This is a genomic window from Bradyrhizobium sp. P5_C12, assembly GCF_054049735.1.
Genome location: NZ_JBFULU010000029.1, coordinates 77,950 through 97,776, shown reverse-complemented (window position 1 = coordinate 97,776; position 19,827 = coordinate 77,950). Strand labels below are relative to the sequence as shown.

The window sequence follows — 19,827 nt, the reverse complement described above, 5'->3', positions numbered from 1 at the left end:
CCTTACACGCGCTAACATCATGGGGCAGGCCGAGGCGTTGAACCAGGTTCATCTCGACATGCTGCTTCCGGGCGTTACGTTGGGCACATCGCCAGCCGACCACTACCCGATCGAACAGATGCAATTGCAGAAGTTCGATGGCCAGAACTGGGTGAGGTTTGGCTCTGCCATTGAAGGGACGCCGACCGATAAATGATGCCTCCAATCCTCGATGTTGCGGACGATGGGAGACGACGGCCGGCGAAATGAAAGTCCGAGAAGTCATCGAGTTGCTGGTGGGCCCGGCAGGAGCATCCACCATTCTCGCAAAGTCTTGACTTCAAAGATGCGCCGGCGGGAAGGAGAGACGCTGTGTCCCACCTTCGTGGATCACTTTTACCCAAACGATTTGAAGAGTGCCAGAACCCATGGCTCTCGCATCAAAGTGAACTGTTCCCTTCCTTCTATATGTGCGTGCTGCGAAGCGGTCTACATCCGTCGGCACATCTGCATCGCTCTCCCGTAAATCCAGTGCGATCAATCGGCCCTTGCCCAATAGCAAACTGTCTCGCAGGAGCCTCTGCACCTATGGTGCACGCTCCGGTCCTCAGTAGTTAAATGCATTAGGCTTGGCGTCGGGGCTTACCGATTGTAAGCGCCACATATTCAAAGGTCGGTGCTAGAGCCTGTTCGGCATCCCAATCCAAGCTGAGTATGCGCCATTCGTCTTTTGGGATAATGCGTGCTTCCTGACCGGGCATGTGCGGCGGCGCTGCAGGAATTCATCGCCGGCTGCCGTTTCAGCCGCGCTGCGTTTTGGTGGAAAACAGCTGCCTGGACGAGCAGCTGTCGATGCAAATGGTCAGCAATCATCAGTCGGCGCGCTGCCCGCCGCGTATCCTAGCGTCGGGCGAACACGATGGTTGATCAGCCGATTGTTGAGGTTCGCGATCTGCGCAAGACGTTCGCGGTCAAGTATGCCGGCGGCGTTTCGACGCTACATGCCTCGAACGGCGTCACTTTCGACATCATGCGCGGTGAAACGCTCGGGCTGGTCGGCGAATCCGGCTCGGGAAAGACCGCGCCTCCGGTCTTCGCCGGTGAAGTGCCGAGCCTACTCGACCCGCCGCCCGGATATTGTTTCCACCCGCGCTGCGCATTTGCGATGGAACGTTGGCGCGTCGAAGTGCCGGGGGAGCCAAGCGCCGGTCGCCGTGTCGCGTGCAATCTCTTCTCGACGTGAGGCGCACCGCGCCATTCCGAGCGGACTTCATAGCCACTATGCCCGAGCTTAAGTTTTCGGCACGCACAGGGCTCCAAAAACGACCCGAAGCGATTGGGACGGACCGCCTCTCCAGACACAGGACCGGAGTGCTGTTACCAGCCTCCACGACTACAACGCATAGGAGATCGGCACAGTATTTGCTTAGTTCATTCGGTCGATCCTGCAACTTGATCGCGGTTATGGAGCCGAGATGCCCACCAAACCATTTCACTTGGCTTGGTTCCTTCAGGGATCGAGCGTGCAGGCCTGGGGCGAGTCCTGGACCGGACATATCGGCCAGACCTGGATGGAGCCTGAGCTGTTCCTGAACGCGGCGCGCGCGCTCGAGCGCGCCTGCTTCGACTACATCCTGCTCGAAGATTCGTCCTACGTCGGCGAGAGCTTCGGTGGCTCGACCGACATCTATCTCAAGAACGGCATCGCGGTGCCGCGTCAGGATCCGTCAGTGGTGGCGGCGCTGATGACGCAGGTGACATCGCGCATCGGCATCGTGCCTACTTTTGGAACATACGCCTATCATCCCTATTTGCTCTCCCGCTTGGTGGCGACGCTCGACCAGGTGTCGGGCGGGCGCATCGGCTGGAATGCCGTCACCGGCAGTTCGGACTTCGCGGCCATGAACTTCGGCATGCCAGGCATGCCGGAGCACGACCTGCGCTATGACATGGCTGACGAATACATGGAGGTCTGCAATGGCCTGTGGGATTCGTGGGAGCCGGGCGCCATCATCGCCGACCGCAAGAGCGGCGTGCTGGTCGATCCCACCAAGGTCCACGCCGTCAATTACAGCGGCAAGTATTACAAGACGCGCGGCCCGCTCAACTCGGGGCCGGCGCCGCAGGGCCGGCCCGTGATCGCCCAGGCCGGCGGCTCGCCGCGCGGACGCAAATTCGCCGCCGCCCATGCCGACACCATCGTGGTCCATACCAAGGGCATCGAGGCGATGCGCGCCTACCGCGACGACGTGCACAAGCACATGATCGCATGCGGCCGCAAACCTTCCGATTGCAAGGTGCTCTATCTCATCAATCCGATTCTCGGCGAGAGCATAGCCGACGCCCAGGAGCGCAGGAAGAAGCGGGCCGCCATCGCGTTGGGGCGCATCGACGAGCGGCTCGCGCATTTCGGCAAGGTGACCAATATCGACTTCGGCAAGTTCGATCTCGACAAGCCGCTGCCCGACGACGTGACCACCAACGGCCATCAGCAGAATCTCGAGCAGTACCGCCTGATGGCGAAAGGGCGCTCGATCCGGGAGACGATGGCGAGCTTCAATGCGGTCGACATGTCGGTCGAGCTTTGCGGCACGCCCGACGCCGTCGCCGCACAGATGGGCGAGGTGATGCAGGAGGTCGGCGGCGACGGATTCCTGTTCTCGATGCCCAACGTCAACCGCCGCACACTCGCCGAGATCGAGGACGGGCTGGTGCCTGCGCTGCAGGATCGCGGCTTGATGCGCAAAGCCTACGAGCACAAGCATTTCCGCGACAATCTTCTGGCGTACTGATCACCCCAAGCAGGAAGGCAGAAAGCCGTCATGCGCGATCATTGTTCTCCGACCAAATTCAATCGCCGCACGGCAATCGGTCTGCTGGGCGCAGGCCTTGCGGCGCCGTTCATCCGCCCTGGTCACGCCGAGGCGGCGTGGCCGGAGCAGACCACGATCCCCGACATCCTGAAGGGCAGCGGCGAGGTTCGCATCGCCACCTTCGGCGGCACGATGCAGGAGACCCAGCAAAAGGCTTATTTCGAGCCGTTCGAGAGGTTGTCCGGCATCAAGGTGCATGCTTTTCCCGGCACCAACCCGACCAAGATCAAGGCCATGGTCGAGACCGGCAACGTCGAATGGGACATCGCCCAGCTCAGCCGCGGCTCGATCATGAACCTGCAGAAGCAAGGCGACTACTTCGAGAAGATCGACTATTCCCTGGTCGACGACGGTGTCGGCACCGCCTACCGCTTCGAATACGGCCTCGAGATGCTGGTGTGGGCGCAGGTGATGGGCTATCGGACCGACGCCTTCAAGGGCGACGCGCCTAAAGGCTGGGCAGACTTCTGGGACACCAAGAAATTTCCCGGCGACCGGGCCATGGGCGGCACCGGCGCCGGCGGCTGGCCCGAGATGGAATTCGCCCTGATGGCGGCCGGCGTGCCGGCCGACAAGCTCTATCCGCTCGATATCGATAAGGCTTTCGCAAGCTACGAGGGGATCAAGAAGGCGGTCGTCAAATGGTGGGACACCGGCGCCGTGCCGGTCCAGCTTCTGACCGACCGCGAGGTCGCCATGACAACCGTCTGGAACGGTCGCATGGCTGCGCTGCAGGCGGCGAACGTTCCCGCCGCAATATGCTGGAATCAGGGGCTGATGAAGCGCGACGCCTGGGGCATCCCCAAGGGCGCCAAGAACGCCACGAATGCGATGAAGTTCGTAGCCTATTCGACCATGGCGATCCCCCAGGCACGCATCGCCTTCGGAATCCCCTATGGTCAGGTCAACGCCAAGTCGAACGACTACATCCCGCCGGAACGGCTGGCCGTGCTGCCCAGCGCCCCCGCCATCAAATCGCAGCTCGTGAACTATGACTATGATTGGTGGATCGACAATCGCGACACGGTTGTTGGTCGCTTCAACAAATGGCTGCTGAGCTGACGACGATGACCGGGGCTGGCCGCGGCGCGTCGGTATCGCTCAGCAACCTGGAAAGGCGCTATGATCGCGTGGCCGCGGTGGCCGGCGTTTCGCTAGACATTCTCTCCGGCGAGTTCCTGACGCTGCTGGGACCGAGCGGATCCGGCAAGTCGACGACCTTGATGATGATCGCCGGCTTCGAGACGCCGACCGGCGGCGACATCGCCATCGACGGGAAGTCGGTCGTCGCCATGCCGCCCTATCGCCGCAACATCGGCATGGTGTTCCAGAACTACGCTCTGTTTCCTCATCTCACCGCTGCCGACAATATCGGATTTCCGCTGAAGCAGCGCGGCGTCGGCAAGGCCGAGCGGGAAGAGCTGGTCCGCGAGGCGCTGGCGCTGATGCAATTGCCCGACCATGGTGAGCGCTACCCGCGCCAATTGTCCGGTGGCCAGCAACAGCGGGTCGCTCTCGCGCGCGCCATCGTGTTCAAGCCGCGCCTTCTTCTGATGGACGAACCCTTGGGCGCGCTCGACAAGCAGCTCCGCGAGAACCTGCAGCTGGAGATGCGCCGCCTTCATGCCGATCTTGGCATCACCTTCATCTATGTCACCCACGACCAGGAGGAGGCTCTCACCATGTCGGACCGTATCGCCGTCATGAATGGAGGACTGGTGGCGCAGGTCGGACGGCCTGAGGATCTGTATGACCGGCCGGGCAGCCGTTTCGTCGCCTCCTTCCTCGGCGAGTCGAATTTCCTCCCGGCCATCGTGCGCGGCGTCGAGGACGATGTCGTGGTGGCCGAGTGCGAAGGGGCCATCGTCCGTGCTTTGTGTCCCGGCCGGCCCGCCACCGGCGAGAAGGTCATGCTGACGACGCGTCCGGAGCGTATCCGCTTCGCCGACGGCGCCTTTGCTTCGACCGCGCCGCAGAACCGTCTCAGCGTCACCGTGACCGAGGCGGTGTTTGCCGGCGAACGCTGCCGCTACATGTTGCAGGCACGCGACGGCACCGCGATGGTGCTGAAAGAACCGTCGAGTGCGGCGATCCGGCGCCGCGCGGTCGGCGAGCGGACGGAGATCGCTTGGTCGGTCGCGGATACGATCCTTGTCTGAGGGGGTCGAAATCCGTTTCGGAAGACTGGCCGCCACGCGGCAGAGCGGCGTGCGGCTGCCCTGGCGGCTGTCCTGGCGGCCGGTCATGCCGTTGCTGCTGGCGGCACCGCTTCTGCTGTTCATGCTCGTGTTCTATGCATTGCCGGTGCTGTCGATGTTGATGCGCAGCGTCAACGATCCCAACTGGACGCTGTCGCATTATGCCTCCCTGACGGGCGACACGGTGTTCCTGAAAGTCTTCTCGAACACGCTTTACACGTCGTTGACCGTCACTGCGGGGGCGCTGCTGCTGGGCTATCCTGTCGCTCTCTCGCTGGTGCGCGCGCCGCGCTACGCGCCGGTGATCCTGTTCCTGATCCTGCTGCCATTCTGGACCAGCGTGTTGGTCCGCAGCTACGCCTGGATGGTGCTGTTGGGCCGGCACGGCCTCATCAATGAGGCGCTGCTCGCGGCAGGCATGATCGACCAGCCGTTGCGCATCCTCAATACGCCGCTGGCGACCCAGATCGCGATGGTTCACATCCTGCTGCCCTACATGGTTCTCCCGATCGCCAATGCGCTCCGACAGATCGATCCGTCGCTGGCGCGCGCGGCGTCCGGGCTGGGCGCAACGCCGTGGGCGACCTTTCGGCAGATAACGCTGCCGCTCTCCATGCCGGGCGTCGCCGCCGGCGTGCTGCTGGTATTCGTGCTGGCGCTGGGCTTCTACATCACGCCGGCCATGGTCGGCGGCACGCGCGAGATCACGCTATCGATGCTGATCGCCCAACAGGTCGATCAGCTCAACTGGGCCTATGCAGCGACCCTTTCGGTCCTGCTGCTGGCAACGGCGCTCGCCATCATCGCGGCTTTCTATCGGCTGCCTGGTGTCGGCCATACGCTCCGAACGAGCGCACGATGACAGTCGCCCGCGTGCTGCCGGCGATGCTCGTAGGCCTCATCCTCATGTTCCTCGCCTTGCCCATCGTCGTCGTGATGGTGGTCTCGTTTTCTTCGGCGACTTACCTGACGTTTCCACCGCCGGCCTTCGGGTTGCGCTGGTACAGCGTCTATTTCGCCAGCGACGATTGGTTGCGCTCGACCTGGCTCAGCCTCTGGGTCGCAGCCTCCGTGGTCGTGCTGGCGACGCTACTCGGTACGCTGGCAGCGCTTGGCATCGCCCGCCTGCCCAAAGCACTCCGCGTTCTGGCCTCTGCGCTGATCCTGTCGCCGTTGATCGTGCCGGTGATCGTCGTGGCCATCGGCATCTACTACGCCTTCGCCCGTTACGGCTTGGTCGGCACGCCGGCCGGCCTGATCTTCGCCCATACCTGTCTTGCGGTACCCTTCGTCGTCACCAGCGTGAACGCCAGCCTCGCGGGCATCGACCCCCGCCTGGAGCAGGCAGCGCTTAGCCTCGGCGCCACACCCACCGGCACTTTTTTCCAGATCACGCTGCCACTGATCCGCCCCGGCGTTCTGGTCGGCGCCCTGTTCGCCTTTATCACATCGTTCGATGAGCTGGTCGTTGCGCTGTTCATATCCGGCTCCGGCGCGGTCACGCTGCCGCGCCGCATGTGGGACGATTTGCTCTATCAGATTGAACCAACCATCGCAGCGGTCTCAACCCTGACCATCGTGCTGACGGTCGTGTTGATGGGCTGCGCCCACCTCCTTGGAAAACGAGCGGCCGCTTGACCTTGGCCCAGCCGAGACGCCGCGTGCAATTTGACCGGGCGTGAGGTTACGTCTGGCGACCGAGCAAGGCGAGCAAGCCGTACACAGGAATCTTTGCGGCGCTGCTTGATTCAGGTTTCCTCGAAAACATCCCTTTCAGGCGGACGATCGGAGGAAATATCGCAGATCTGCGCCATGTCGGGAAAGGCGCTAGCGGTCTCCCGCTACCAAGACTGCGATTTTGCATTCCAAACTACGATTTTGTACGATTTCTTACCCTAAGATGGTAGCGCCCCAGCCGCATCGACGCAGGTTTATAGCCGGGTGACCGCTAATGGCGCAAATCGGCCGCTTCGGTCATCGATGCATAATTTGTTTGAGGAATGCGCGGGTTCGATCCTGCTTCGGATCCGAGAAAAAATCGGCCGGCACGCCTTCCTCGATGATCCGGCCGGCATCCATGAACACCACGCGGTCGGCGACCGTGCGCGCGAAGCCCATCTCATGGGTGACGCAGACCATGGTCATGCCTTCGCGAGCGAGGCCGACCATGACGTCGAGCACCTCCTGGATCATTTCCGGATCAAGCGCCGAGGTCGGCTCGTCGAATAGCATGATCTGCGGTTTCATGCACAGCGCACGCGCGATGGCGACGCGCTGCTGCTGGCCGCCGGAGAGCTGGTTCGGATATTTATCGGCCTGTTCGGAGATCCGCACGCGCTCAAGAAAATAGCGCGCGACCTCGTCAGCCTCCTGCCTGGTTGCGCCGCGTATCTTGCGCGGCGCGATGGTGAGGTTCTGCAGCACAGTCAGATGCGGAAACAGGTTGAACTGCTGGAATACCATGCCGACATCGCGGCGGACCACGTCGACATTGCGCGTCGAGTGATCCAGCTCGATGCCATTGACCATGATGCGGCCGTCGCGATGTTCTTCCAGCCGGTTAATGCAACGGATCATGGTCGACTTGCCGGACCCCGAAGGCCCGCAGATCACGACGCGCTCGCCGCGCGTTACCGTGAAGTCGATGTCCTTGAGCACCTGGACGTCGCCATACCATTTGGTGACGCCGGACATCTGAATGATCGGCGCGGACGTTTCTGCAGGCGCTTGCACCATGGTGCTCTCCGAAACGTTGCTCATGACGCCAYCCAGCCGCCATCGACGAGGATGTTTTCGCCGGTCATGAAAGTGGCCTCGTCGGAGGCCAGAAACAGCGCCGCATTGGCGACGTCGTCGGGGCGGCCCAGCCGCGGCATCGGCGTGCGGCTGGTGGAGTAGTCCATCCAGCGCGGCTCTGCAGCACGGCCCGGTTTGCCGGTGACGATCTTGCCGGGCGCGACTGCGTTGCAGATGATGTGATCCTTCGCGTAGTCCGCCGCGATCTGCCGCGTCATGTAGACGACCCCGGATTTGGAGGTGCCATATGCGATGTCTTCCGGGCAGGCGATCATACCGTGCTGAGAGGAGATGTTGACGAGGCGGCCGCGGGCCTCGTTGCGGATATCCTGCGTCAGCATCTGGTTGACAGCGGCGCGCGACATCAGGAATACGCCGGTGAGATTGACCGCCAGCGTCCTGTCCCATTCGGCGAGGCTGGTGTCGGTCAGACGCTTGCCGGTGCCGATGGCGGCGTCGTTGACGAGCACGTCGAGGCGGCCGTAGCGCGCAACGGTCTGTTGGACGGCGCGGACGGTATCGTCCTCCGAGGCCACGTCGATCTGGATGAAATCGACCTCATAACCGTCTGCACGCAGCAGATCCAGTGTCGGAGCGCCGCCCTCGCGCACGTCCATGGTGAGATCCGCGAGCATGAGTCTCGCGTCCTCGGCAGCAAATCGGCGGGCGATGGCGCGGCCGATGCCCGAGGAGGCGCCGGTGATCAGGACGGATTTTCCAGCCAGACGTTTGCTCATGCGGGTTCTCCTGCCTGCGGCAACCAGCCGAGATAGTCGTGTGCCGCATCTTCCAGATGAAATTGAGGCTTGAAGCCGGCATCCGCGGCCAGGCGTGCAATGTTCAGCGGCGCACGGTCCTTCGGCAGGCCATAGATCACGTTGCCCTCCGCCTCGATCTCCGCCATCCGCCAGCGGAAGCCGGGCATGTGCGTCGCGATGATCTCGCACCATCGTGGCAGATCGGACAGCACACCGCCGCTAACGTGATACGTGCGGTGGTTCAGCGCGTCGGAGGCGCTCACCCTCGCGACGCCGAGGGCGGCGTCACGGGAATAAATCCAGTCGCCGGCCATGCTGCGCGGGAGAATCGCTTCACGGCCGTCGAAGGCCATGCGGAGCACTTGATAATGCGGGCTCAGCGCATCGCGGACACCGGTCTGCAATTCCCATGGGCCAAAGACCGGCCCGAGCCGAATCACCCGCACATCGAGGTTGTGAAGGTCGGCGATCCGCAGCGCCGCCTGTTCCGATGCAAGCTTTGTGATGCCGTAGAGCGTGGCCGGTGCCGGCGGCGACAAATCCTCCTCGAACAGGCCCGACGCAGCCGGTTGCGAGAAGCCGTACACTGCGACCGAGCTGAGCACGGTGACGCGCTTGATGGCGGGCCGCAATGTTACGCGTTCGAGCAGATTGACGGTGCCGCCGATATTGACATCGACGATCTGGCGCGCAGCGTCATGCTCGCGCTGCGCATTCGGCGTCATCGCGGCGGTGTGGATCACGCGGTCGATGCCGGCAGTATTCAACGCGCGGTCGACGTCATCGGCGCTTGTGACATCGCCGGTGACCAGCGTGGCGCCGGCGAGTTCGGGACGCACCAGCATGTCGTGGCCGGGTGCTGAGAGATCGAAAAGGATGACGGTCTCGCCGTCGGCGATCAGGCGCTCGGCGAGCGCGAGCCCGATGAAGCCGCTGCCGCCGGTGATCAGTGTGGTCATGTTAGCGAGCTTTCAGTGCTTGCCGCTCCAGCCGCGCCACCCAGCGCGCGAACGGATACAGGATGACGAAGAAAATCACGGCGGCCGCCATCAGCGGCGTCGGGTTGTAGGTCTGCTCCTGGGCGACGCGGGCTGAGCGCAGCAGTTCAGGCAGCGCGACCAAGGCGGCAATTGGTGTCGCCTTGACGAGTTCCAGTGAATTGCTGGCGAGCGGCGCCAGCACGTTGCGGATCGCCTGCGGCAGCACGATGGAGAACACCACATGCAGCGGCTTGAAACCGAGCGCCCGGGCAGCCTCGGTTTGGCCGTGGGGTACGGACAGGATGCCGGCGCGGAAGATCTCGCCGTAATAGCCGGAATTGTTGAGTACGATGGCCAGTACCGCCGCGGTGAAGCCGCCGAGCGTCAGGCCCAGAAACGGCATGCCGTAGAAGATCAGGATCAGCAGCACCACCACGGGAAACGACCTGAACAGGTCGATATAGATCAGCAACGCGATATTCACCCAGCGGTTCTTGAAGCTGTACAGCACGGCGATGGCGAGGCCGGCGAGAATGCCGAGCGGCAGCGCCACCGCCGCGAGCCAGACTGTATAGATCAGCCCCTGCAGCAGCAGCGGATAGACCCGCAACAGCGACTCCCAGTTGGCGAAATTGTCCAGGAAATCCTGCATGCGATCCGCTCACCGTCCCGTGCTGTAGCGATATTCGATCCACCGGCTGGCGATCACCAGCGGCAGGAAGAAGGTGAGGTAGAACGCCGCGGCCAGCGTCAGCGGCGAGGGATTGGCGACCAACGCCATCACGCTCTGCGCCTGTCCGAGCGTTTCCGGGAGCGACACGGCGGTGCCGAGCGCCGTGCCCTTGCTGATGGAGATGGCGCGATTGGTCAGAAGCGGGATAGCGAGGCGAATGGCCTGCGGCAGGATGATGGTGACCAGCGTCCGCAGCCGGCTGAAGCCGAGCGCGCTGGCGGCGTCCCACTGTCCGCGCGGCAGCGCCACGATCGCGGACCAGAAGATCTCGGTGGAAAAGGCCGACAAGACCATGCCGAGCGCCAGCACAGTGGTCGCGAAGGGGGACAGCGCCGGGCCGAGATAAGGCAGGCCGAAATAGATGAAGACGATCACGACGAGCTGTGGCAGCGTACGCAGCACGTCGACATAAGCGGTGATGAAGAAATTGACCGGACGCAGGTTGGCGCAGCGCAGCAGTGCCAGCGACAGGCCGGACAGCGTGCCGCAGACAATAATCAAAAGCGATACGATGACCGTCGTGCGAAAGCCCGCGAGCACCTGGGGGAAGGCGCGCGCGATGACCTCTGCATTGAAGTAGTATTCGACGATCCGGTCCATCGGGTCTCCGCCAACCGCGGTCGGACCGGCTTGGCGCCGGTCCGGTGTTCACACCTAGCTACCTGCACGCCGGAACGTGCGAGGTGGGCTCGAAACCCTTGAAGCCGGGAGGGCCATAGCCGAAATACACAGTGTCGATGGCCGAGCCGGCATCGGGCGCTACGCCATACCATTTCTCGTGCAGCTTGCGCAGGCGGCCGTCCAACTTCATGCATTCGATGATCGCCTCGACCTTGTTGCGATACTCGGTGTCTTCCAGGCGGAACGCATAGGCGAAGTTGCGGCCGTTGAAGTCCTTGAAACCGACCTTGATCGCCTTGTTCTGGCTAGCGGCATAGACGGTCGTCGGGATCTCATTTAGCGCTGTGAAGGCGCGGCGCGTGAGCACGGCCTGCACCGTATCGGGGAATACATCGTAGCGCTGCACTTCGAAGCCGTATTTCTCGGCGTTAGCAGTGGCCCAGGTATCCGAGATGGTCCCGCGGTTGACGGCAACCGCCTTGCCCTTGAGATCCTCGAAGCCCTTCATCTCTTCGGCGGCGCGGACGATGAAGCCGTTGCCGGTGGAGAATAGCGGCTCAGTATAGAGCATGCGCTCGGAGCGTTCGGCAGTGAGGTTGAGCGGGTTGACGAGGAATTCGGCGCGCTTAGCGAACAATGCCGCGAACAGGCCGGAGAAATTGATGTCGACGATCTCGACCTTCGGGCGGCCGAGAGCTTTACCGATCTCGTTGATCAGATCCGCACCGAAACCCTCGGGGCCGTTTGGGCCGCGCACCATCCACGGCGCGACGCCGAAGTCGGACGCGACCACCATCGGCTTGTCGGACGGATGATCGGCTTCCTGGGCGCTGGCGCCGCCGGCGAATGCCGCAGTCGACAGCATCAGCGCGAACAGCCAATGCGTGGGTTTCAGTCTCATGGGGACGTCCTTTCGGGGGCGGATGTGATGTAGATCAGGGCGTGGGGGGATGAGTGGCCTGCCAGTGACGGGCGATGTCACCGCGCCGGCAGACCCAAGCGTTGTCGTGCTTGGCGACGTGATCGAGGAAGCGCTGCAGGCCAGCGGCGCGGCCGGGATGGCCGATCAGGCGGGTGTGCAGTCCGACCGACATCATCTTCGGCGCGGTGGCGCCTTCCGCGTAGAGCATGTCGAAGGCGTCGCGCAGATAGACGAAGAAATCATCCGCCGTTGCCATCGCGCCGCGGCTGAACTTGGCGTCGTTGTTGGCAAGACCGTAAGGCACCACGAGATGCGGCTTGCCGAGCACACGTGTCCAGTACGGCAATTCGTCGTTATAGGCGTCGGAGTCGTAGAGGAAACCGCCTTCCTCGACCACGAGGCGCCGCGTGTTCACGCTCGGCCCATAGCGGCAATACCATCCGAGCGGACGCTCGCCGGTGGTGCGCTTGAGGCTCTCGACGGTGTTGCGAATGCGCTCGCGCTCGTCGGCCTCGGACAGCAACGGATGCCGCTCCCAGCGCCAGCCATGGGCGCAGACGTCGTAGCCATATTCGCGAATGGCGACGCAGGCCTCGTCGTTGCGTTCCAGCGCCAGCGCGCAGCCCATGACGGTGGCGATCATGCCGCGCTCGGACAGAAGGCGCAGCACACGCCAGAAGCCTATGCGGCTGCCATATTCGAACATCGACTCGGCGGCGAGGTCGCGGCCCTCGAAGCCGCCGCCGCCACCTTCAGTCAGGGCCGCTTCGGTGACGCCGTCGCCATCGGCGAACGACGGCTCGGAGCCTTCTTCGTAGTTGATGCAGAAGTTGAGTGCGATTCTTGCTGCGCCCGGCCATTGCGGATGCGGTGGGGTGCGGCCGTAGCCAACGAAGTCGCGGGTGAGGTGATCATCATGCGGCATTGTTGCGATCCCTATGCGCTCTGCGGCATCACCGCGCAAACGTCGCCAGCGATATCGACGAACACGTCGTCGTCCCGCCGGCCGGTCATGCCCATGGCGACGGCGAATTCCATGGCCGCGCCGAGAACGGTCATGGGATGATGCCAGACATTGCGGGCGAAGGTGATGCTTTGATGCGCTCCGGCGATGAAGCACCGCAGGGTGGCCACGTCAGGCAGGCCATCCGGGCCGGCATCGCACACGATCGCCAGGTATTGGCTGCTGCCGAGCGGGATGAAGGTCTGGGCGGAGAACGGATGACGCTCCAGCGTCGTGATTGGCAGGGGCAGACTGCCGAGCCTGGCGGCGCTGCTGATCCAGATGGAAAAGGTGGCGGCGTCCGCGGTGCGATCGTCCGATGTCGGAAGATAGCGCCGGCGCACGTCGATCGGTCGCTCGGCTACGTCGCCGAAGGCGGCAAAGGCGGCCGGGGACAGCGATTCGGCCACGACGGTGTGGGAAGCAGTTTGGTTCAGCGTCATTCAGCCGGCACATCTAGTTGGTCGGCCTGCTGCGAAGCGGCTCAATATTCCAATGGTATACCAGTGAACCGCTCCTGCTGATTTCAGTCAAGCAGCGAAGCCCAGGAAGCTGCGTTAAATTTAGACGGAGTCCGACAGAATTGCGGGCAGCTGCAGAATTTTCGGACATGCAGCCCCAGGGATTCTGCCTGATCTCGACCTAGCCGTGAGGCTCGGGCAGGAAGATCCCGAATCGCTCGAGCAATCCCTGCCGCACATTGGTGAGATGCAGGATCATCGCCTGGCGGGCTGCGGCGGCATCACGATCGATGATGGCATCGATAATCGCAAGATGCTCGCGGGTGGCAGGTAGCAGCCGGCCAGGGTGGCGCTCCACATTGCACATCCGGATCTTCTGCCGGATTTCTCCAATCAGCTTCTCGAGCGATCGATTGCCACAATGCCGCGCGATCTGGTCATGAATTTCGTCGTCAAGCGTCCATTGAACCGTCCTGGATACCGTCGACGCAGCAATGATCTTCTCCAGCGTGGCCCTGATCGGTGCAAGGATATCCAGCGCGATGCGGGTCGCCGCAATGAACGTCGCTTCGCTCTCCAGCACCATGCGGAGATGGACCAATTCGAGCAATTCCGCCATCTCGATTGTGCGGACCACCACGGTGCCGTTGGACAATTGCTCGAGCCTGCCTTCGCCCAGCAACCGGCTGATGCCAGCCCGCAGCGGTGTCCGCGAGACTTTGAGCCGGAGTGCAAGTCGGCGCTCTTCAATCACCTCGCCGGGCTGCAGCTGTCGCGACTCGATCAGGTTGTGCAGCTTCAGATAGGTTGCGTCTGTTATGCTGCCATTGGTCCGTGCCGGGCGTTTGCTGATTGATTTCTTTGCTTTGTTGATAGAAGGCACGGACGTTGCTTTCGACGATTGGATAGAAATGCCGCCATATCGGTAGACGTACGTTACGCTCTCGCCGCTGGCCAAGCCGAAGCTCTGGATTAGCCATCCATTCTCAATTGGTGTCCACCTTTATGCAAGACTTTGCGAATTTCCGCTGTCTTTGGATCTCCACACGGCCGCTTCTGGCGCAAGGCGGCCGGCGGCCGCGTTCAGGTCGACGTAAACCTCTGTGCCATCTTCCGGGCTCGCAGCGGTTTGAGCGCCACATCGCGGATGTGAGGCTTCTACCGGTTCGCACCGCGCCGCGGGTGGATTGGAGGGGGCACACCGGCAGGCTTCATCCAGGGTCGCCGAATTGCATCCTGTTCGGCGATGCGTGCGACGTCGCCGGTATGTACCCATCCGTCTCGAAGTGCTTCGGCGGAGAGTTCGGGCTGACGCCCTGAGCGGGCCCAAGGAGCCAATTCATCAGCAACATCCCGGCGATGGCGCGTTGCGGCGGCAATATTGCTGCGCGCGCGGACTGGGGCAAACGCCCACACCCCTGGCTGAGCGGTGCGACGGCAATTTCCCTTTCGCTAGTCGCTTGACGACACTGTCGTCGACGGGCCATTGGGCGGGAAAGGCTTGTGTCGAGGGCGAAAATTCCATTTTCCGGCCGTGGCTCAAACGGTGGGTTTTGCGAGCCCAAAACGTCGTACTAGACGAGCGGCGCTGTCAGGTTCGTCTCGCCAGCAAGTTTCCGGCTCCGTCGACCGGGCCGGGAAAACGGCGGCGAACAAGCGAACCGTGCGTACGGCAAAACCGTGTGGTCCTAGCCGTCGTTGCTACGGTCAAGCTCTTGCGGATGCGGTAGTCGCGCCGGCGCGATGCTGGTGAATTTTCGCTGGGGTGAGGGAGGCCAGAAGGAACTCGGTTCCCGGGAGAGCACGGCATAAGCCGTCCAACCACTGCGCAGGGAAGGCCGAGTGATTGGCTACACCTGTATGCTGCTATGCGGTCTTTTTGCGCTACATCTTCGCGCTGGGGAACGCGGGTGCCAGCCGGCACCCGGCCTTCCCTGCGCCCTCCTGGCTTTGAGAGGGTGGAGCGACGAAGCAAAGCTCGGGCGAAATGCGCCGCGGGAATGCGGAGCCGCGTCTGGTCAATGTCGCGGGCAAGGGGCGACCATGGAAGACTGTGGCGGCGGTCTTCCGGTTTGGGAACATCCACTCGTTCGCGGCGATCGCGTTGCGGAGTAGCCCGTTGCGGTGAGCGTTTCGGAGCGCCTCAGGAATCGCTGGTGCCGGCTGAGCCGGAAGAGCGCGAGCGGCGCGCCTGAAGGACTTCGATGATCGCAAACATGACGATCACGACAATGAGGACGACGACGGATGCCGCGGCGATGACGGGGCTGACCTGGAGCAGGATTCCATCCCACATCTGCTTCGGCAAGGTCGTCTTGATCCCGCCGCCGACGAACAGCGCGACCGTCAGTTCCTCGAACGATTGCAGGAAGCCGGTCACGAATCCAACGGCGAGGCCACCTGCCACGAGCGGCAAGGTGATGCGCCAGAAGGTGCGCAACCGTCCGGCGCCGAGCGTCGAGGCCGCCGCGTCAAGCTTCCAGTCGTAGCCCTTGAAGGTCGCCAGCATGATCATGAACACCACCGGCATGGCGATAATCGTGTGACCGATGGTGATGCCAATGTTGCTCGCCACAAGCCCCATCCTCGCGAACAGATAGAACAGCGCGATCGCGATGACGATGGATGGGACCATCATTGGCGAAAGGCAGAGCAGGAACGCGATGCCGCCAAGTCGGCTGCGAGTCCTGGCGACCCCATAGGCCGCCATCGATGCGATCAGCAGCGTGATGGCTGCGGCCGCGAACCCGATGCCGAATGAACGGGTCATCGCGCCGAGCCAGAGCGGGGAGGCAAAGAACTGCTCGAACCAGCGCGCACTCCAATTGGGAGGTGGAAACGACAGAAAGGCCGAGCCGGTGAAAGCCATCGGGACAAAGGCGATGATCGGTGCCAGCAGCAAGGCGATCATGACCCAGGCATAGACCGAGAGCAGGACGCGCCCGCGCAGGCCGCGGATATTGCGCTTCCAGACCTCCTCGATCGCGCCGCAAATCAGCCCGGCGGCGTTGACGATGGCCAGCCCGGCACGACGCACTGGGCCGTCCGTCCTTGTCGGTCGGCCACCGCCCGTCGTCACCGCCGACAGGTCGAAGATCCGGTCATAGATGAAGCAGATCGTGATGGTCGAGACCAGGAGGATCGCGGCGAGCGCACTGCCGAGCTGCCAATTCTGCAGCTCGTTGATCTGCAGGATGATGAGCTGCCCGATCATAGTGTCCTTGGCGCCGCCAACGAGCGCCGGCGTGATGAAGAAGCCGAGCGAAGCAACAAGAACCAGGAGGCCAGCCGAAGCGACGCCGCGTACCGAGGGTTGGAAGAACACCTGCCAGAATGCGCGCGCGCCGTTGGCGCCGAGCGTCGATGCCGCCATCGTCAGGCGGCGATCGATCTGGTTCATGACCGGCAGCATCGTGACGACCGCCAGCGGTAGCAGCGTGTGCACCATGGCGAAGATGACGGTGGTGCGCCCGAACAGCAATTGATCTCCGCCCTTCAGGCCGATCGCTGCCATGGTCTTCGCCACGATCCCGTTGCGCCCGAGCAGCACCAGCCAGGAAAAGTTCTTGATCAGCGCGCTGGTCCAGAACGGCAATAGTACGAACAGCGCGGCGATACGCTGCTGCCGGGCCGGCTTTTGCGACAGCCAGTAAGCGAGGGGATAACCCAGCACCAGGCAGAACACGGTGGTCCAGCACGCGACCTGGAATGTCGTCGACAGCACGGTGAGATAGGGGCCGCCGTTCCAGATACGCAGGAACGGTGCGAAGGTCAGTGCGCCCGTGACCTTGTCCATCACGCTCACGGACAACATCTGCGCGGTCGGCCAGACCAGAAACAAGGCCAGGAAGCCGAGGCCAGGCAGCGCCAGCCACAGCGGATCGAGCTTGAGCTTACGCGCCTTGGTGCGCGGGTGCTCGGCAATTCCGAGAGACGTCGTCTCAGCCATCTCTCAATGCTCTCGTTCGATCCGTCGCAGCGTGCTCATCTCAGTCTATGCGCGCTTGGCAAGCGGCGTCGTCGCCAATGAGGTGTGGCGGTTCTCGGGCCGCGCCAGGCCGAGGTGCTCGCGGAGGGTCCGTCCTTCATAGTCGTGGCGGAACCGTTCGCGCCGCTGTAGCTCCGGCACCACCTTCTCGACGAAGTCGGTCATCGTGCTCGGCAGTGCTACGAACGAGATCATGAAGCCGTCGCAGGCGCCTGCATCGATCCAGGCTTCCATGTGATCGGCCACCTGGGTCGCGGTGCCGCAAAACGTCGCCTTGGCGCGATTGAACCGGCGCGCGATCTCGCGCAACGTCAGACCCTGGCGGATCAGGCCGGCGATCTCGTCAAAATAGGCTTTGTGGAGGTTGGACGTCGCAGGAATCCGAGTGACCGGCACCGGCTCGTCGAGCGGCAGATCCGACAGGTCGGTTTCGAGGTCCTGTCCAAGGCGCAAAACGCCGACGTCGGGATGGACCAGGTCCTGCCAGCGATCGAGCTTGTCGCGGGCCTCCTGCTCGGTATCGCCGATCACGACCGAAATGCCCGAGGCGATCTTCAGGTCGTCCGGCCGACGGCCGAATTTGGCCATCCGAGCCTTCAGATCGCTGTAGAAGGCCTTGGCGGCATCGAGATTGCCGCTCGATCCGAACACCACTTCGGCATGTTCGGCCGCGAAATCCCGGCCGGTGTCGGATGCGCCGGCCTGGATGATGACCGGGCGGCCCTGCGGCGAACGCTCGATGTTGAGCGCGCCATGCACGGTGAAGTACTTGCCCTTGTGGTCGACCAGATGCTGCTTCTCGGGCAGGAAGCTCTGGCAGGTCTCCTTGTCGTAGATGAAGGCGCYGTCTTCCCAGGTGTCCCAGAGTGCTTCGACGACTTCGAGGAACTCCTTCGCCTTGATGTAGCGGTCGGCGTGCGGGGGCAGCCGTTCGAGACCGAAATTGCGTGCCGCGTAGTCGTTGGCGGAGGTCACCACGTTCCAGGCGGCACGGCCATGCGAGATGTGATCCAGCGAGGAGAACAGCCGCGCAACATTATAGGGTTCGTAGAAGCTGGTTGATGCGGTGGCTCCGAGGCCGATATGGGTCGTCGCCCCCGCAATGGCCGAAAGCAGCGTGATCGGCTCCAGGACGTTCATGAACAGCGGCGATCGGCTCCAGGCTCTCAGATTCTCGGTGCGCGCCGCCGGTGTGTCGGCGATGAAGAAGAAGTCGAACTTGCCGCGTTCGGCGAGTTGCGCCATCTCGCGGTAGTAGTCGATGTCGGTCGAGGCGTGCGGCCGCGCCTCGTCCATCAACCAGGATGCCGCGTGTGATCCGTTGGCGTGCATCAACGCGCCGATCACCATCTGCTTCTTCTTGCTCATGACCGTCCCTCGATGTTTCCTCGCGTGCCGCAGACGTTACTTCTTGCCGCCCATCAGGAGCCATTCCTGGAAGCGCTCCGAGACCGCTGCGTAGTTCTTGCCCCAATAGGCATAGTCGCGCACGGCGAGCCCGGCGAGATTTTCAGGCTGCGTCGGAAGCACCCTGGCGCGTTCAGGCGTGATGAACCTGTAAGCCTTGAGATTGCTCGGACCATTGGCGACGATGCTGGAATAAGCGGCCTGGCGCTCGGGCTGCATGGAGAATTTCACGAATTCGCGGGCCTGTTTCAGCTTCGTCGTGCCCCGCGGAATCGACCAGCCGTCGATCGAGTAGAGGCCCTTCCAGACGATGTTGACTGGAGCGCCGGAATCGATCGCGGCAAAGGCGCGCGCCGACCACGTGTCGGCCATGTCGACTTCGCCGTTCTGCAGGATCTGGGTGTTCTGCGCGCCGGCGGTCCACCACACCGCGACCTCTGAGCGGATCTTGTCCATCATCCTGAAGGCGCGATCGACGTCGAGGGGGTAGAGATCCTTCGGCGCCACGCCATCGGCGAGCAGCGCCGATTCCAGCACGCCCTTGGGATTGCGGTACAGGCCGCGGCGCCCCGGAAACTTGGTCGTGTTCCAGAAGTCGGCCCAGCCCGTCGGGGCCTCCTTCTTGTAAACGTCCGTGCGGTAGGCCATCACGATGCCATAGGCCGAGAAGCCGAACCAGTTCGGCATCAGCGCGCCCGAAATCAGCTCGTCGTCCGGGCCCTTGGTAATCTCGAGCGGCTCGAGATAGTTCTTCTCCTGGGTCAGGCGCAGCACGTCGTCGGGGGTGACCATGCAGACGTCCCAGAGCTTGCTGTCGGTGTCGACGATGACCTTGAACTGTGTGACCGGATCGGATTCGTGTGCAACACCTTCGACGCGGATGCCGGTGGCCTTCTCGAACGGATCATAGAAAGCGGTGCGCAGCGCGGCGCCTGGGGCGCCGCCGACGTCAGCGACGGTGATCTGCTCGGCCGCACCGGCCCGTCCGGGCCAGACCGCCGGCAGCGCGACGCCGGTGGCGGCCACGCCCGCTGCTTTCAGAAGCTTTCGTCGTGAGATGCGCGTGGTGGCGGACATTGTTGTTCTCTCCGTGATGCACTGGTCGGGA

General features: G+C 63.1%; 18 protein-coding genes and 1 pseudogene. 7 read left to right on the top strand and 12 right to left on the bottom strand.

The window, feature by feature from the left end; all coding sequences use genetic code 11:
- The 7 genes and pseudogenes from ACXJMY_RS24335 to ACXJMY_RS24305 form a co-directional block, all read left to right on the top strand.
- A pseudogene (locus ACXJMY_RS24335) lies at window positions 1-196 on the top strand (ABC transporter substrate-binding protein); the annotation flags it as partial.
- Between the two features lie 702 nt (window positions 197-898).
- Window positions 899-1,222 carry a hypothetical protein gene (locus ACXJMY_RS24330; protein WP_456621879.1) on the top strand — a complete coding sequence of 108 codons (324 nt, stop codon included), beginning with the start codon at window positions 899-901 and terminating at the stop codon, window positions 1,220-1,222.
- 232 nt (window positions 1,223-1,454) lie between these two features.
- Window positions 1,455-2,771 carry an NtaA/DmoA family FMN-dependent monooxygenase gene (locus ACXJMY_RS24325; RefSeq protein WP_456621878.1) on the top strand — a complete coding sequence of 439 codons (1,317 nt, stop codon included), beginning with the start codon at window positions 1,455-1,457 and terminating at the stop codon, window positions 2,769-2,771.
- Between the two features lie 30 nt (window positions 2,772-2,801).
- Complete coding sequence (locus tag ACXJMY_RS24320) at window positions 2,802-3,914, top strand: ABC transporter substrate-binding protein (RefSeq protein WP_456621877.1); 1,113 nt, start codon at window positions 2,802-2,804, stop codon at window positions 3,912-3,914.
- Window positions 3,899-5,011, top strand: coding sequence for an ABC transporter ATP-binding protein (locus ACXJMY_RS24315; RefSeq protein WP_456621876.1), 1,113 nt, complete (start codon window positions 3,899-3,901; stop codon window positions 5,009-5,011). Before ACXJMY_RS24320 ends, ACXJMY_RS24315 begins: the two co-directional genes overlap by 16 nt.
- Window positions 5,004-5,912 carry an ABC transporter permease gene (locus ACXJMY_RS24310; RefSeq protein ID WP_456621875.1) on the top strand — a complete coding sequence of 303 codons (909 nt, stop codon included), beginning with the start codon at window positions 5,004-5,006 and terminating at the stop codon, window positions 5,910-5,912. The genes ACXJMY_RS24315 and ACXJMY_RS24310 overlap by 8 nt, the downstream gene beginning before the upstream one ends.
- A complete protein-coding gene (locus ACXJMY_RS24305; RefSeq protein ID WP_456621874.1) occupies window positions 5,909-6,688 on the top strand; it encodes an ABC transporter permease in 780 nt (259 codons plus the stop codon). Before ACXJMY_RS24310 ends, ACXJMY_RS24305 begins: the two co-directional genes overlap by 4 nt.
- 336 nt (window positions 6,689-7,024) lie before the next feature.
- Here ACXJMY_RS24305 and ACXJMY_RS24300 read toward each other — a convergent pair whose 3' ends face one another.
- The 12 genes from ACXJMY_RS24300 to ACXJMY_RS24245 form a co-directional block, all read right to left on the bottom strand.
- Entirely contained in the window at window positions 7,025-7,810 is a 786-nt protein-coding gene (locus ACXJMY_RS24300) for an amino acid ABC transporter ATP-binding protein (protein WP_456621873.1), read from the bottom strand.
- Complete coding sequence (locus tag ACXJMY_RS24295; RefSeq protein ID WP_456621872.1) at window positions 7,807-8,583, bottom strand: SDR family NAD(P)-dependent oxidoreductase; 777 nt, start codon at window positions 8,581-8,583, stop codon at window positions 7,807-7,809. Before ACXJMY_RS24295 ends, ACXJMY_RS24300 begins: the two co-directional genes overlap by 4 nt.
- Window positions 8,580-9,563, bottom strand: a complete 984-nt coding sequence (locus ACXJMY_RS24290; protein WP_456621871.1) for an NAD-dependent epimerase/dehydratase family protein — start codon at window positions 9,561-9,563, stop codon at window positions 8,580-8,582. Before ACXJMY_RS24290 ends, ACXJMY_RS24295 begins: the two co-directional genes overlap by 4 nt.
- A gap of 1 nt (window position 9,564) precedes the next feature.
- Window positions 9,565-10,236, bottom strand: coding sequence for an amino acid ABC transporter permease (locus tag ACXJMY_RS24285; RefSeq protein WP_456621870.1), 672 nt, complete (start codon window positions 10,234-10,236; stop codon window positions 9,565-9,567).
- A 9-nt stretch (window positions 10,237-10,245) separates the two neighbouring features.
- The gene (locus ACXJMY_RS24280) at window positions 10,246-10,917 is read right to left on the bottom strand and encodes an amino acid ABC transporter permease (protein WP_247990265.1); all 672 of its coding nucleotides are present in this window, start codon (window positions 10,915-10,917) and stop codon (window positions 10,246-10,248) included.
- Window positions 10,918-10,975: 58 nt separating this feature from the next.
- Window positions 10,976-11,839: a substrate-binding periplasmic protein gene (locus ACXJMY_RS24275; protein WP_247990266.1), complete on the bottom strand. Its 864-nt coding sequence runs from the start codon at window positions 11,837-11,839 to the stop codon at window positions 10,976-10,978.
- A gap of 34 nt (window positions 11,840-11,873) precedes the next feature.
- Window positions 11,874-12,785 carry an allantoinase PuuE gene (locus ACXJMY_RS24270; RefSeq protein ID WP_456621869.1) on the bottom strand — a complete coding sequence of 304 codons (912 nt, stop codon included), beginning with the start codon at window positions 12,783-12,785 and terminating at the stop codon, window positions 11,874-11,876.
- Between the two features lie 11 nt (window positions 12,786-12,796).
- Window positions 12,797-13,306 (bottom strand): ureidoglycolate lyase, encoded by a 510-nt coding sequence (locus ACXJMY_RS24265; protein WP_456621868.1) that lies wholly within the window; start codon window positions 13,304-13,306, stop codon window positions 12,797-12,799.
- A 199-nt stretch (window positions 13,307-13,505) separates the two neighbouring features.
- Window positions 13,506-14,282: a GntR family transcriptional regulator gene (locus ACXJMY_RS24260; RefSeq protein ID WP_456621867.1), complete on the bottom strand. Its 777-nt coding sequence runs from the start codon at window positions 14,280-14,282 to the stop codon at window positions 13,506-13,508.
- A gap of 1,185 nt (window positions 14,283-15,467) precedes the next feature.
- Window positions 15,468-17,273 carry an ABC transporter permease subunit gene (locus ACXJMY_RS24255; RefSeq protein WP_456621866.1) on the bottom strand — a complete coding sequence of 602 codons (1,806 nt, stop codon included), beginning with the start codon at window positions 17,271-17,273 and terminating at the stop codon, window positions 15,468-15,470.
- Window positions 17,274-17,318: 45 nt separating this feature from the next.
- On the bottom strand, window positions 17,319-18,680 hold the full coding sequence (locus ACXJMY_RS24250; RefSeq protein ID WP_456621865.1) for an LLM class flavin-dependent oxidoreductase: 1,362 nt from the start codon (window positions 18,678-18,680) through the stop codon (window positions 17,319-17,321).
- A 36-nt stretch (window positions 18,681-18,716) separates the two neighbouring features.
- On the bottom strand, window positions 18,717-19,796 hold the full coding sequence (locus ACXJMY_RS24245; RefSeq protein ID WP_456621864.1) for an ABC transporter substrate-binding protein: 1,080 nt from the start codon (window positions 19,794-19,796) through the stop codon (window positions 18,717-18,719).
- Between the last annotated feature and the right edge of the window lie 31 nt (window positions 19,797-19,827).